At 75.8% G+C, this 12,505-nt stretch carries 17 protein-coding genes; 12 read left to right on the top strand and 5 right to left on the bottom strand.

The window, feature by feature from the left end; translation table 11 throughout:
* Nucleotides 1-41: 41 nt before the first annotated feature.
* The 3 genes from Ani05nite_RS39865 to merT are packed head-to-tail and all read left to right on the top strand — an operon-like array spanning nucleotide 42 to nucleotide 1,122.
* Nucleotides 42-389: a hypothetical protein gene (locus Ani05nite_RS39865; protein WP_203777253.1), complete on the top strand. Its 348-nt coding sequence runs from the start codon at nucleotides 42-44 to the stop codon at nucleotides 387-389.
* Nucleotides 386-838, top strand: a complete 453-nt coding sequence (locus Ani05nite_RS39860) for a MerR family transcriptional regulator (protein WP_239131092.1) — start codon at nucleotides 386-388, stop codon at nucleotides 836-838. The genes Ani05nite_RS39865 and Ani05nite_RS39860 overlap by 4 nt, the downstream gene beginning before the upstream one ends.
* The gene (gene merT / locus Ani05nite_RS39855; protein ID WP_203777251.1) at nucleotides 835-1,122 is read left to right on the top strand and encodes a mercuric ion transporter MerT; all 288 of its coding nucleotides are present in this window, start codon (nucleotides 835-837) and stop codon (nucleotides 1,120-1,122) included. The genes Ani05nite_RS39860 and merT overlap by 4 nt, the downstream gene beginning before the upstream one ends.
* Nucleotides 1,123-1,252: 130 nt before the next feature.
* On the opposite strand, the gene Ani05nite_RS39850 is transcribed toward merT, so the two are convergent.
* The 4 genes from Ani05nite_RS39850 to Ani05nite_RS39835 are packed head-to-tail and all read right to left on the bottom strand — an operon-like array spanning nucleotide 1,253 to nucleotide 3,762.
* Complete coding sequence (locus Ani05nite_RS39850) at nucleotides 1,253-2,506, bottom strand: MFS transporter (protein ID WP_203777249.1); 1,254 nt, start codon at nucleotides 2,504-2,506, stop codon at nucleotides 1,253-1,255.
* Nucleotides 2,507-2,533: 27 nt separating this feature from the next.
* Nucleotides 2,534-3,046 (bottom strand): GNAT family N-acetyltransferase, encoded by a 513-nt coding sequence (locus tag Ani05nite_RS39845; protein WP_377882956.1) that lies wholly within the window; start codon nucleotides 3,044-3,046, stop codon nucleotides 2,534-2,536.
* The gene (locus Ani05nite_RS39840; RefSeq protein ID WP_203777247.1) at nucleotides 3,043-3,372 is read right to left on the bottom strand and encodes an ArsR/SmtB family transcription factor; all 330 of its coding nucleotides are present in this window, start codon (nucleotides 3,370-3,372) and stop codon (nucleotides 3,043-3,045) included. The genes Ani05nite_RS39845 and Ani05nite_RS39840 overlap by 4 nt, the downstream gene beginning before the upstream one ends.
* 60 nt (nucleotides 3,373-3,432) lie before the next feature.
* Nucleotides 3,433-3,762 (bottom strand): ArsR/SmtB family transcription factor, encoded by a 330-nt coding sequence (locus tag Ani05nite_RS39835; RefSeq protein WP_203777245.1) that lies wholly within the window; start codon nucleotides 3,760-3,762, stop codon nucleotides 3,433-3,435.
* Between the two features lie 79 nt (nucleotides 3,763-3,841).
* On the opposite strand from Ani05nite_RS39835, the gene Ani05nite_RS39830 reads away from it, so the two are divergent.
* Together Ani05nite_RS39830 and Ani05nite_RS39825 are read left to right on the top strand one after the other, a co-directional pair.
* Nucleotides 3,842-4,909: a flavin-containing monooxygenase gene (locus tag Ani05nite_RS39830; protein ID WP_203777243.1), complete on the top strand. Its 1,068-nt coding sequence runs from the start codon at nucleotides 3,842-3,844 to the stop codon at nucleotides 4,907-4,909.
* Nucleotides 4,906-5,754: a bile acid:sodium symporter family protein gene (locus tag Ani05nite_RS39825; RefSeq protein WP_203777241.1), complete on the top strand. Its 849-nt coding sequence runs from the start codon at nucleotides 4,906-4,908 to the stop codon at nucleotides 5,752-5,754. Before Ani05nite_RS39830 ends, Ani05nite_RS39825 begins: the two co-directional genes overlap by 4 nt.
* On the opposite strand, the gene Ani05nite_RS39820 is transcribed toward Ani05nite_RS39825, so the two are convergent.
* The gene (locus tag Ani05nite_RS39820) at nucleotides 5,658-6,566 is read right to left on the bottom strand and encodes an SCO6745 family protein (RefSeq protein WP_239131091.1); all 909 of its coding nucleotides are present in this window, start codon (nucleotides 6,564-6,566) and stop codon (nucleotides 5,658-5,660) included. The genes Ani05nite_RS39825 and Ani05nite_RS39820 overlap by 97 nt on opposite strands.
* Before the next feature lie 265 nt (nucleotides 6,567-6,831).
* Between Ani05nite_RS39820 and Ani05nite_RS39815 the strand changes: the two genes are divergently transcribed.
* The 7 genes from Ani05nite_RS39815 to Ani05nite_RS39785 all read left to right on the top strand — a co-directional run bounded on the left by Ani05nite_RS39815 (nucleotide 6,832) and on the right by Ani05nite_RS39785 (nucleotide 12,420).
* Nucleotides 6,832-6,975 carry a lasso RiPP family leader peptide-containing protein gene (locus tag Ani05nite_RS39815; protein ID WP_203777239.1) on the top strand — a complete coding sequence of 48 codons (144 nt, stop codon included), beginning with the start codon at nucleotides 6,832-6,834 and terminating at the stop codon, nucleotides 6,973-6,975.
* A gap of 79 nt (nucleotides 6,976-7,054) precedes the next feature.
* Complete coding sequence (locus Ani05nite_RS39810) at nucleotides 7,055-8,908, top strand: asparagine synthase-related protein (RefSeq protein ID WP_203777237.1); 1,854 nt, start codon at nucleotides 7,055-7,057, stop codon at nucleotides 8,906-8,908.
* 1 nt (nucleotide 8,909) lies between these two features.
* On the top strand, nucleotides 8,910-9,167 hold the full coding sequence (locus Ani05nite_RS39805) for a lasso peptide biosynthesis PqqD family chaperone (RefSeq protein ID WP_203777235.1): 258 nt from the start codon (nucleotides 8,910-8,912) through the stop codon (nucleotides 9,165-9,167).
* Nucleotides 9,164-9,595 (top strand): lasso peptide biosynthesis B2 protein, encoded by a 432-nt coding sequence (locus Ani05nite_RS39800; RefSeq protein WP_203777234.1) that lies wholly within the window; start codon nucleotides 9,164-9,166, stop codon nucleotides 9,593-9,595. The genes Ani05nite_RS39805 and Ani05nite_RS39800 overlap by 4 nt, the downstream gene beginning before the upstream one ends.
* A 1-nt stretch (nucleotide 9,596) precedes the next feature.
* The gene (locus tag Ani05nite_RS39795) at nucleotides 9,597-10,400 is read left to right on the top strand and encodes a TauD/TfdA dioxygenase family protein (RefSeq protein WP_203777232.1); all 804 of its coding nucleotides are present in this window, start codon (nucleotides 9,597-9,599) and stop codon (nucleotides 10,398-10,400) included.
* Nucleotides 10,397-11,476, top strand: a complete 1,080-nt coding sequence (locus tag Ani05nite_RS39790; RefSeq protein WP_203777230.1) for an alpha/beta hydrolase — start codon at nucleotides 10,397-10,399, stop codon at nucleotides 11,474-11,476. The genes Ani05nite_RS39795 and Ani05nite_RS39790 overlap by 4 nt, the downstream gene beginning before the upstream one ends.
* 116 nt (nucleotides 11,477-11,592) lie before the next feature.
* The gene (locus Ani05nite_RS39785) at nucleotides 11,593-12,420 is read left to right on the top strand and encodes a DedA family protein (RefSeq protein ID WP_203777228.1); all 828 of its coding nucleotides are present in this window, start codon (nucleotides 11,593-11,595) and stop codon (nucleotides 12,418-12,420) included.
* The last annotated feature ends 85 nt before the right edge of the window (nucleotides 12,421-12,505 follow it).

Below are 12,505 nucleotides of genomic sequence, written 5' to 3'. Positions count from 1 at the left end.
GCGGACGGCGCCGACGGCGCCCGTTCCGAAGGAGGCCAGCCATGTCGTTCCCGGCACCGGACGCCTGCACGCTGCCGACGGCGGACCAGCCGTTGCGGCTGGCGGAGTTCGACGACCTGTTCGCCACCGCCGTCCGGCAGGTGGACCGGGCCGGCGCGACCCGCGCCCGGTTGCACCTGGCCGGTCGGGCCGGGCTGGCCGCCCGGGTGCGGGATCTGGCCGCGCGGGAGACCGCGTGCTGCTCGTTCTTCCGCTTCACCGCCACCGCGCGGGCGGCGACCGGCGGCGAGGCGGTGATCCTCGACATCGAGGTGCCGGCCGCGCACGCCGACGTGCTCGCCGCCCTGGTCGGGCGGGCCAGTGAGCTGTCCGCCGGGGCGAGGCCGTGACCGGCGGCGGCGTGCGGGACGGCCTGCGCACCGGCGAGGTCGCCGAACGGGCCGGCGTCAACATCCAGACCCTGCGCTACTACGAGCGTCGCGGCCTGCTCGCGGCGCCGGGCCGGTCGAACGGCGGGCACCGCCTCTACCCGCCCGGCACGGTCGCCCTGCTCGCGGTCATCAAGGCGGCGCAGCGGCTCGGCTTCACCCTCGACGAGGTCGCCGAGTTGCTGGCTGCCGGTAGCCGCCGGCACCCGCCGCCGGACCTGCGGCAGCGCGCCGTCGACAAGATCACCGAGATCGACCGGAAGATCGCCGACCTGACGGCGATCCGCGCCACGCTCGCCGAGGTGGTCGACGCCCGCTGCGACAGCCTCACCAACTGCACCTGCGCCGACTGCCCGCTCCCGTACCTGACCATCGGCTCCGCGCCACGACCCTGGGGAGACCCCGCATGAACCCGATCGTCCCGCTCCCGGCCCGGACCGCGCCGCCGCGCCGCAGCAAGGTCGCCGGCGGCCTGGCCGCGCTCGCGTGTGCCGCCTGCTGCGCCCTGCCGCTGCTCATCGCGGCCGGCGTGCTCACCGGCGCCGGCGCCGCGCTGGCGCAGCAGACCCTGCTCGCGGTGGCCGCCGGGCTGGCGGTGGTCGCGCTGGGCACGTGGTGGGCCGCCCGGCGCCGGGCCGCCTCGCGCGTCGCGGGGACGGGCTGCGCATGCGGCAGCGCGGGCTGCGGCTGCTGAGCCGTCGCGGTCAGCCGGGCCGCCGGGCCGGCGGCGGTGCGGGGGCCGGGTCGGCGTGCCTTCCGCGGCAGTCAGCCGGGCCGCCGGGCCGGCGGCGATGTGGGGCGGGCCGGCGTGCCGTCCGCGGCGGTCAGCCGGGATGGTGGCCCGGCAGTGGCGCCGTGGCGCGGGTGAGGATGCCGGCCGCGGCGGTCAGGCTGGCGGCGCCCACGACGGTCAGCACCGGGGTGTAACCACCGGTGAGGCCCAGCAGGGCGGCCGCGCCGAGCGGGGCGCCCGCCTTGACGAGCGTGACCGGGGTGGCCAGGGCGCCGGCGATGCCGGCGTAGGCGGTGGTGCCGTACCGCTCGGCGAGCAACTGGGGGGTGGCGAGACTGGCGATGCCGAAGCCCAGCCCGAACGCGGTGACCGTGAGCACCGCGCCGGTCCGGCTGCCGGCCAGCAGGGGCATGCTCAGGGCGGCGGTGGCCTGGACGGCGAACACCGCGGCGACGATCCGGTGCAGGCGGACGCGTCGCTGGGCGGCGGTGAGCACCAGCCGGCCGGTGACCGACAGCAGGCCGAGCAGCCCCGCCACGGTGGCGGCGAAGGTCGCCGGGTGGCCCCGGCTGACCAGGAATCCCACCAGGTGCACGGTCATGGTGCTCATGGCGGCGCCGTGCGCGACGAAGGCGACGGCCAGGCACCAGAACCGGCTGTCGCGCAGGGCCGTGCGCACCAGCCGGCGCCGCTGCGCCGGCGTCGCCGGCGGGCCCGCGGACGGCCGGGCCGGCGGGCGGCGGACGACGAGGGCGTGCAGCGGCACGGCGACGGCGGCGTACAGGGCGGCGAGGACCAGCAGGGTGGTGCGCCAGCCGAGGCGGTCCTCGAGCAGGCCGGTCAGCGGCATGAAGACGGTGCTGGCGAACCCCGCGACGACGACCATGGTCAGCAGCGCCCGGGGCCGGCGGGCGGGATCGAACCAGGAGACGATCACGGCGGTGGCCGGCTCGTACAGGGCCATCGCCATCGTGACGCCGAGGCCGGCGAAGACGGCGTAGAGCTGCCACACCGCGTGGACCCGGGACCAGGCGACCAGCAGGGTGGCGCCGCCGAGCGCGCCGAGGGTCAGCACCGCGCGGCCGCCGTGGCGGTCGAGCCACCGGCCGACCGGGACGGCCATGGCCGCCCAGGTCAGCACGGCGGTGGTCAGCGCGCCGGTGACCGTGGTGGGGGAGGTGCCCAGGTCCCGGGCGATCGGGTGGAGCAGGACGGCGAAGGCGTAGTAGAGGGTGCCGTACCCGATGGTCTGGGTGACCGCGAAGACGGCGACGATGCGCCAGCCGTGGAACACCGCCGGCCGTGCGGGCGTCGCCGGACCGGCGGCGACCGGCGTGGTGGGCACAGGGTGGCTCCGATCCGGGCGGCGGGCTCAGGTGATGTACGGGCTGCGGCGTTCGATGAAGACCACGTCCCGCCACCGGTTGCCCTGGGCGGGGTGGCGGCCGACGCGTTCGCGGATGCCGACGGTGCGGAAGCCGGCGGCGTGGTGCAGCGCGAGGCTGGCGGTGTTCTCGGGGAAGACCCCGGACTGGATGGTCCAGATGCCGGCGGCCTCGGTGGCGGCGATGAGCGCGTCGAGCAGCGCGCGGCCCACCCCGCGCCGGCGGGCGCCCGGGTCGACGTAGACCGAGTGCTCGACCACGCCGGCGTACACCGCGCGGGCGGAGACCGCCGAGACCGCGACCCAGCCGAGCACCGTGCCGGGATCGCCGGGCTCGACGGCGACGAAGCGATGGGCGGGCAGCCGGCCCGCGTCGAACGCCGGCCAGGTGGGGGCGGTGTGTTCGAAGCTGGCGTTGCCGGCGTCCATGCCGGCCTGGTAGATCGCGAGCACCCGGGCGGCGTCCGCGGCGCGCATGGCCCGGATCGCGACGGCGGTCACGAGCACCCCATGGAGCGATTCGGCGCCGGGCGGCCCATCACGACGTCGGCGGCGGACGGGAAGCAGGCGACGCAGCGGGCGTTGATCCGGTAGTGCCGGGCCGTGCCCACCGGCTCGACCAGGACGAAGCGTGCCTCGGTGAGGACCTTGAGGTGTTGCGAGACGGTGGACTGGGCCAGGCCGACCGCGGCGACGATCTCCGCCACCGGCAGCGGCCGGTCCCGCCGGGCCAGATACTCCACGATCTGCACCCGCGTGGGGTCGGCGAGGGCCCGGAACCAGGAGGCGTACTCCTGGGCGGTGCCCCGGTCGAGCAGGTCTGCCATGGCCCCGCCTTCATCGTCGATCGCCGATTACCGATGAAGTGTAGCGGGTGGCGCCGGCGGTCAGTCCGGCGCCGGCGCGGACCCGTCCGCGGGCGGGCAGCAGCAGGCCAGGTAGCCCTGCAACTCGGTCAGGCGAGCGCCGATGGTGGCCGGGTCGGCCCGGTAGCGCACGAGCTTGCCCTGCCGGGTCGCGGTGACCAGGCCGCCGCGGCGCAGTACGGCCAGTTGCTCGCTGGCGGTGGACTGGCCCAGCCCGCAACGGTCGGCGATCTCGCCGACGGTGAGCTCCTGCCCACCGGCGAACATGGTCAGGATCTGCTGGCGGGTCTCGCTGGCCAGGGCCTTGAGGAAGTCGCGGGCGGACCCGTCGAGGGTCGGTGGCGTGGTCATCGGGTTCCAGTCTGCCCCATCGGGGCGCCGCCCGGGGACAACATTTCGTCATTACGCGATTTGACGATACATTGACGCCATGGAAACCGCGGACCTGCTCGTCATCGGCGCCGGCCAGGCCGGCCTGGCCACCGCCCACCTCGCCGCCGGCCTCGGCCGGCGGCCGCTCGTGCTGGACGCCGCCGCCGGACCCGGCGGTTCGTGGCCGTCCTACTACGACAGCCTGACGTTGTTCTCGCCGGCCCGGTTCTCGTCGCTGCCCGGCTTCCCGTTCCCCGGCGACCCCCAGCGCTACCCGCGCCGCGACGAGGTGGTCGACTACCTCGCCGCCTACACCTCTCGCCTGGCGGCCGACGTGCGCTTCGCGAGCCCGGTCGAGCAGGTGCTGCCCGACGGGGACGGCTTCCGGGTCACGACGGCCGGCGGCGCGGTGGTCACGGCCCGTACGGTGGTGGCCGCGACGGGTGGGTTCCGGGCCCCGTACCGGCCGCCGCTGCCGGGCCTGGGCGATTTCACCGGGACCGTCCTGCACTCCGCGCAGTACCGCGACCCCGCGCCCTTCGCCGGCGCCCGGGTGCTGGTGGTCGGCGGCGGCAACTCGGCCGTGCAGATCGCCGTCGAGCTGGCCGCGGTGGCCCGGGTCAGCCTGACCACCCGCGGACCGCTGCGCTTCCAGCCGCAGCACCTGCTCGGCCGCGACTTCCACTGGTGGCTGCACCACACCGGCCTCGACACCGCGTCGCTGGGCCCACGGCTGATCAAGGGCTCGGTGGCGGTGATCGACGACGGCCGGTACCGGGCGGCGATCCGCGCCGGGCGGCCCGATCACCGGCCGTGCCCCGCCCGGCTCGACGGCGACCGCGCGTGGTGGCCCGACGGGAGCTCCGAGCGGGTCGACGTGGTCCTGCTGGCCACCGGCTACCGGCCGCACCTGCCGTTCCTGCGCGAGGCCGGGGCGCTGGACGCCGCGGGGGCGCCGCGGCACGATGGCGGCGTGTCGACGACCGTGCCGGGCCTGGGCTACGTGGGTCTCGAGCGGCAGCGCAGCTTCGCCTCGGCCACCCTGCGCGGCGTCGGCCGCGACGCGGCCCACGTGCTGGGCGTCCTGCGCCGCCGGGCCGCGCGGCCGGCCGCGGCCCGCCGGTGAGCACGGTCGCGGTCGCCGCGCTGCTGATCGCCTCGATGCTGGCCATCGGTACGGCGCTGACGGCCGGCGACTTCCGCACCCTGGCCCGCCGTCCGGCGGTCCTGGCGGCCGCCGTGGTCCTCAACGTGATCGTCGTGCCGGGCGCGGCCGTGGCGCTGACCCGGCTGGCCGGTCTCGCCCCGGACGCCGCGCTGGGCATCGTGCTGGCCGCCGCGTCGCCGGGCGGCGGAACCGGCGCGTTGCTGACCCTGCACGCCCGCGGGGACCTGGCCGTCAGCGCCGCCCTGCAGGGCATCCACGCGCCGCTTGGCCTGATCAGCGTCCCGGTCTGGGCGTCGGTCGCCGGCCACGATCTGCTCCCGGCCGGCGGCGGAGGTGCGCTGCTGGTCGGCGCCGCCCTGGTCGCCCAACTGGTGCCGCTGGCCGCGGGCATGGTGCTGCTGCGCCGCCGGCCCCGCCGCGCCCACCGGGTGCACCGGGGCGCGCGGCGGGTCGCCGACGTGCTGCTGGCGGCGCTGGTGGCGTACTTCGTGGTGACCGGCGCGGGCCGGCTGCCGCTGCTCGGCGGGAGGGCCGTCGCCGTCGTCGCGGTGCTCGTGGCGGCGTGCCTGGCGTCCGTGCTGCTGCCGTGGCCCGGCCCGGCGGCGGTGGGCCGGGCCGTGGCGATGACGACCACCGTACGGAACCTGTCGCTGGCCCTGTTCGTGGCGTCGGCCGCCTCCGCCACGGTGGTGCTGGCCCTGCTCGCCTACGGGCTGCTGATGTACGGGTTGTCGGTGCCGGTGGCCTGGCTGCTGGCCCGGTCCGCCCGCCCCGCGCGGGGGACACCCATCGGATTGGGATAGGGGATGACCACCTCGGCCGCGGCGGCCAGCGGGGTCAGCAGCTCCGCCAGCCGGGTCCGGTCGGCGGGGCTCAGCGGGGACCACGGCTGGGCGGCCAGCTGATCGGTGCGGTCCTCGACGACGCGGTGCACGTCCGCCCCGGCGGCGGTGGGCCGGCCGTCGTCGTCCAGCCACCCGCGGTGCGCCAGCGCCCGGCGGGCGTCGTCCCACTCGGCGTCGGTCCAGCCGCGGTTGGGCTGCAACTGGTCCCGGCCGCCGTACAGCGCGTCGCGCAGCACGAGAGCCTCGCGGCCGGTCAGCCCGGCGGTCACCAGCGCGGCGATGTGCCCGTCGCCGCGATGCTCGCGCAGCACCGTGGCGGCCAGCCACAGCCGCGCGAGCGCGTCGTCCGGGCGGGGCAGCGCGGCATTGGCCGCGCCCAGCGCGCGGCCGTCGGTCGCCGCGGCCCGGGCCGCGGCCTCCAGCAGGTCGGCGGCCTCCGCCCAGCGCGGCGGATCGGGGGGCAGGAGCGCCCGCAGCGCGGCCACCGCGCCGTCGGTACGTGCGGCCAGGGTCTGCTCGGGTGACGCGCGCTGCCACACGTCGGGCAGGGCCCGGGCCACCATGGCGGGCGCGAAGGAGAAGAACAACGCGGTGACGGGCGCCGCCGGCACCGGGCCGAGCGGGGCCGCCCGGCCGGCGAAGTAGCCCCGCCAGAACCCGCGCAGTCCGGCGTCGACGAAGGCGGCCCGGGCCTCGGGCGCGAAATAGGTGACGGCGTGCAGCGGCTCGTAGAGCTCCCACAGGCGGCGGGCGACGGCATCGGTTCCCATGGTGACGATTCAAGGGCCGGCGCGGCCGGCGGTAAACGGCCAATCGGCCGGGAGCGGCCTGCGTGACAGCCGGCGGGCGTGGTGGCAGCTAGCTGTCAAGGGCGCGCCGGTACCCTCCCGGGCGTTTTAGGGTGACGGTGCGGCCACCTTTTTCCGGTGCCTTTCCGGCAATAAGTTGTCATTGACTCAAGCCGATGTCATTGCGGTATCTTCGGTCTTACCTCGAGGGTTCTGAAAGGCAATGTCGAAACGAGGAGGAAAAGTCATGGACAACGAGAACAACGTCGACAACGAGCTGTTCGAGAACAACGCCTACGAGGCTCCGGCCCTGGTCGACCTGGGCGACTACACCGAGCTGACCAAGGGCGTCGGCCCGGCGCTGCTCGACTTCTTCGTCGCGCTCGACTGACGACCGAAAGCCCCGTAAAGGTGCGGCGGACGCGGCCGTCGGGTCGCGTCCGCCGCACCCTCCTCGAGCGAGGTGAGTGGTGACAGATACTGATTCCTGGTTCCTGGTGCTGCCGGACCACCCGGCCGCGGCCGCCGTGGCCGCCGCCGTGCGTCCCGGCGCTGAATTCGTCCACCCGCACGCCTCCGGCCGGCCCTGGCTGATCGGCCGGCTGCCGGCCGGCCCGCAGCACGGCCGGCTCGTGCGGGCCGCGGCGGGCGACGTACGGCTCGCCGTCATCGGCCACCACGACCTCGACGAGGACCAGCTGCGCTCCTGGGCCGGGCGCATCCGCGACACCGCCGGCGTCGACCGGCTGGCCCGGTCGCTCGCCGGCAGCAGCCACCTCGTCGCCAGCATCGCCGGCCGTGTCCGGGCGCAGGGCACGGTCTCGCAGGTCCGGCAGGTGTTCCACGCCCGGCACGGCGGCATCACCGTCGCCGCCGACCGGGCCGCGGTGCTCGCCGCGCTGACCGGCGCGCCGATCGACCCGGTGTCGCTGGCGTCGCGGCTGCTGGTCATCACCCCGACGCTGCTGGCCCAGCCGCTCTGGAGCGGGATCAGCGCGGTGCCGCCGGACAGCTGGCTCTCGCTCACCGGTGACGGCGGCGCCCGGGTGCACCGCTGGTGGCAGCCCCCCGAGCCGCACCTGAGCGTCGCCCGCGGCGCGGACGGCCTGCGCGACGCGCTCGCCGCGGCGGTCGACGTCCGGACCGCCACCAACGCCGACGTGGGCACCGACCTCTCCGGCGGCCTGGACTCGACGCCGGTGAGCTTCCTGGCCGCCCGCAGCCTCGAGCGCACCGCCGGGCGGCTGACCACCGTCCGCATGGGCGTCGCCGACCCGGTGCACGACGACCACGTGTGGGCGGCCGGCAGCACCGAGGTCCTCACCGCCGGGCACATCACCCACCAGGTGTTCCGGCCCGGTGAGCTGCCCGAGATGTTCGACGGGGTGGCCGAGCCGGTGACCGGCCTGGACGAGCCGATCCGGTGGATCCGCACCGTCTCGCGGATCCGGCGGGTGTCGGCCTGGCTGGGCGCGAACGGCGCCACCGCGCACCTGACCGGGCACGGCGGCGACGAGGTCGTCATGGCCAAGCCGAACTACCTGCACGGCCTCGTGTGGCGCCGGCCGCTGCTGGCCCGCCGGCACATGGTCGGCTTCCGCTCCCTCAAGCGCTGGTCGCTGGGCGCCACCCTGGCCGCCCTGACCGAGCGGCACAGCTACCGGTCGTGGCTCGCCGAGCAGGCCGGCAGCCTCGTCGCGCCGTTCCCGCCGCTGACCCGGCCCATGTTCGCCTGGGACTACCCGCTGCGGATGCCGCCGTGGGTCAACCGCGACGCCGTGGGCGCGCTCGAGGCCCGGATCCGCGAGCTCGCCGCCGGGGCCGAGCCGCTCGCCCGGGACCGGGCCGGGCACCTCGGGCTGGACATCGCCCGTCAGCTCGGCTCGGTGGTCCGGCTCGCGCAGAGCCTCACCGCCGCGCAGGGCGCCACCCTGCACGCGCCCTACCTGGACGACCGCGTCATCGAGGCCTGCCTCGCCGTCCGGCCCGAGGAACGGACGACGCCATGGTCGTACAAGCCGCTGATGGTCGCGGCCATGCGCGACACCCTGCCGGTGGAGACGCTGCGGCGGGCCACCAAGGGTGAGTTCTCCGAGGACTACTTCCGGGGCCTGCGCCGGCACCGCGACCAGGTGGCCGAGATCTTCGACGGACCGCTCGTCGCCGAGCACGGCCTGGTCGACACCGCCGCCCTGCGCCACGCGGCACTGGCCGCCTACCCACCCGGCGTGCCGCAGATCGCGCTCGACGCCGCCATGGCCACCGAGAACTGGCTCAGGAGCCGGCAGCAGAAGCCGGTTCCGGTCCCGATGTCAGGAGCGTGACATGTCCACAGTGATCAACGAGAGCGTCTCGATCGCGGAGACCGACCACGGCGTGGTCCTGCTCGACGAGCGGACCGGCCGGTACTGGCAGCTCAACCGCAGCGGCGCCGTGGTGCTGCGGGAGCTGCTCGCCGGGCGTACCCCGCGGGACGCCGGCGCGGCGCTGGCCGGCGCCTTCCCGGTGAGCCCGGAGCAGGCCGAGGCGGACGCGCACGCGCTGCTCGGCCGGCTCCGCGAGGCGGGACTGCTGGCGGCATGAGCATCCAGGTCGCGATCACCGAGCGTCCCCGGCTGTCCTGGTACCGGCGCCCGGCGCCGCTGCTCGCCGTCGGGCTGGCCCGGCTGCTCGCCGGCCGGTCCCCGGCCCGGATCCGCCGGGTGCTGGTCGCGCTGCGGACCGGCGCCCGGCCGGCCACCGCGGCCGAGGCCGCCGTCGCCCGGGCCGCGGTCGTCGCGGTCAGCGTGCGGTGCGCGGGGGAGGGCTGCGTGCAGCGGGCCATCGCCGTCGCGCTGCTGTGCCGGCTGCACGGCGCGTGGCCCACCTGGTGCTCGGGCATCCGGATGAACCCCTTCATGGCGCACGCCTGGGTGGAGGTCGACGGCGCGCCGGTCGACGAGCCGTACCCGGCGGGCTATCACCGGGCGCTGATCACGGTGCCGCCGCCGGACCGGTCGGGGAGGCGCTGAGATGCTGCGCCTGGAGGCCGTCACGGCCGCGACGCGGGACCGGGACCGGGTGCGGGCCCTGCTGCGCCGGCACGGGGTCCTGCACCTGACCGGCTTCACCGGCGGGGACGGCGGGCTGACCGAGCTGGCCGGCTGGTTCGGCCGGCCCGACGTGGTGTTCCCGCGCGAGCACCAGGTGCCGGGCCGGCCGGTGCTGCGGTTGCAGTCCAACGTGCCCGGGCTCGGCGCCAACGCCGGCGGTCAGTACTGGCACGCCGACGGCTCGTACGCCGAGGTGCCGACGGAGGTCACGCTGCTGCACTGCATCGAGGCGCCGGCGGCCAGCGGCGAGACGTTGTTCGCCGACATGCGGGCCGCGTACCGGGCGCTGGACCCGGAGCTGCGCGAGCTGATCGACGGGCGTACCGCGTTCTACCCCTGCCGGCGGATCGCCGCCCGCAGCATGGCGGTGGCCTCGGCGATGAAGACGGTGCGGATGTCGCCGGAGGAACAGCGCAGCAAGCTGGCCGAGCTGCGCGACGTGCATCGTCCGCTGGTCCGCGAGCAGCCGGACACCGGCGAACGGGCGCTGCACCTCAACGAACGCTGGCTGCGCACGATCGACGGCCTGGACGAGGCCCGGGGGGCCCGGGTGCTGTCCCGGCTCTACGCCACCGCGACCGCGCCGCAGCGGCTGTACCGCCACCGCTGGACCGTCGGCGACCTGCTGATCTGGGACAACTACGCGGTGATGCACAAGGCCGTCCCGGTGGCCGGCGCCGGCCGCAAGGTGACCCACCGCGCCACCGTGGCGGGCCGGCCGTGACCGCGCCGGCCACCCGGAGCCCGGGCCGGCTGGCGTTGCGCCGCAACCAGCGCAGCATGCCCCCGGCCCGGATGCTCACCCAGGGCATGGACTTCACCGACGTCTTCGAGCTGCAGGAGCGCACCGGCGCCGGCGAGGACTGGTCCGCCACCCTCGTCGAGCTCGGCGACCGTCAGTCGGCCCGGGCGGCCGCGGCCGCGGCGCGCGCGCACCCGGCCACGGCCGCGGAGGCGTTCCTGCTCGCCGCGGCCTGCTACCGCTGCGCCCACAGCACGCTGATCCGCGACGACGAGCAGATGCGCGACCTGTTCGGCCGGTCCGCGGCGGCGTTCGCCCGCGCGATGGCGCTGCGCCGGCCGGCCGGGGAACGGATCATGATCGAGGGCTGGGTGCACGGCTGGCGGCTGCGCGGCAGCGCCGGCGGGACCGCCCCGGCCTGTGTCGTCGTGCTCGGCGGGAACACCGGCTGGGCCGAGAGCCACGAGACCTCCGCGCGGCACCTGCTGGCCCGGGGGCTGGACGTGGTGCTCGCGGACATCCCCGGTCAGGGCGGGGTGCGCCTGGTCGACGGCGTGCCCTTCCGCGACGACGAGCAGCAGGTCGAGGCCCTTCGCCGGGTCGTGGCGGCCGCCCGGCGGTACGGCTACCAGCGCATCGGCATCCTGGGGCACAGCGCCGGCGCGTACTGGGCGGCCCTGGGCGCCGCCCGGATCGCGGCGATCGACGCCGCCTGCTGTGTGAGCGGCTCGGATGTGCCGGGCGCGCCGGTGGTGCGGTTCGCGAGCGGGGCGCACGTCTTCGGCGCGATGTGCGGCCTCACCGACGCCGCCGCGGCCCAGGCCCGGGCCGCGGCCTGGCGCTGGCCCGAGGACGCCCGGGTCGACCGGCCCACCCTGCTGCTGCACGGCGGCAAGGACCTGATCTATCCGCTGGGGCACGCCGGCCAGCTCGCCGGGCGGGTCCGTCCCGGCCTGGCCGAGACCGTCGTGTTCGCCCGGGGCGGCCACTGCCTCTACGAGATCCAGAGCGAGAAGATGGCCTGCCTGGCGGACTGGCTGCACGACCGTCTCGGGTGACCGGACGAGGGCGGCCGGGGGTGTGGTTTTCCACAGTGCGGCGGTGCGGATGACCACCGACAAGTCAACGGCGCAGCTCATGGTGGCTGCCGAGGGCGCGCCATAGCGTCGAGACCATGGACACCACGTGGGCGTTGTTCGACCGGACCGCCGTACTGGCGGCAGAGACGTCAACCGAGCAGGGCGGCATCGTCGGCTTCGTGACCGATCTGGTGGAGAAGCTCGGGGGCCCGGGCGCCGGCATCGCGGTAGCCCTGGAGAACCTCTTCCCGCCGATCCCCAGCGAGGTCATCCTCCCGCTGGCCGGCTTCGCCGCCAGCCGCGGCGACATGAGCCTGGTGAGCGCGATCGTCTGGACCACCCTCGGCTCGGTGGTGGGCGCGGTGGCGCTCTACTACGTCGGCGCGCTGCTCGGCCGCGACCGGGTACGCCGCATCGTCGAGCGGCTGCCGCTGGTGAAGCTGGCCGACGTCGACCGGACCGAGGCCTGGTTCGCCAAGCACGGCGTCAAGGCGGTCTTCTTCGGCCGCATGATCCCCATCTTCCGCAGCCTGATCTCGATCCCGGCCGGCCTGGAACGGATGCGGCTCAGCACCTTCCTGATCTTCACCACGATCGGCAGCCTGCTCTGGAACTCGATCTTCATCTTCGCCGGCTACGGCCTCGGCGAGAACTGGACGGAGATCCAGGACTGGGTGGGCACCTACCAGAACGTCGTCATCGTGGTCTGCGTGTTGCTCTTCGGCTGGTTCGTGGTGAACCGGACGATGCGGGCCCGCCGCCGGGCCGGCGGGACGCCGGCCGACGACGGCTTCCTGCCGGCCGTGGACCCGGCTCCCGACGGTCGCACCGAGCCGCGGGGCCACCAGGCCCCGCCGCGTTCCGGTGACGGCGGCGCCGCCGGCCGGGTGTACGGCTCACGCCGCTATCCCGACCAGCCGTGACTGTCATTCGATTTCCCGAAGGGTGGCCGTCACCCTGAATTCATTGTCCACAGCATTGCGGAAGCGTCGCCGGGGCACCGTCCGA

Origin of the sequence: Actinoplanes nipponensis, assembly GCF_016862275.1 — a bacterium.
In the GTDB taxonomy this organism is placed as follows: Bacteria; Actinomycetota; Actinomycetes; order Mycobacteriales; family Micromonosporaceae; genus Actinoplanes; species Actinoplanes nipponensis.
The sequence above is the reverse complement of the archived record's forward strand: the minus strand, read 5'-3'. Positions and strand labels throughout refer to the sequence as shown.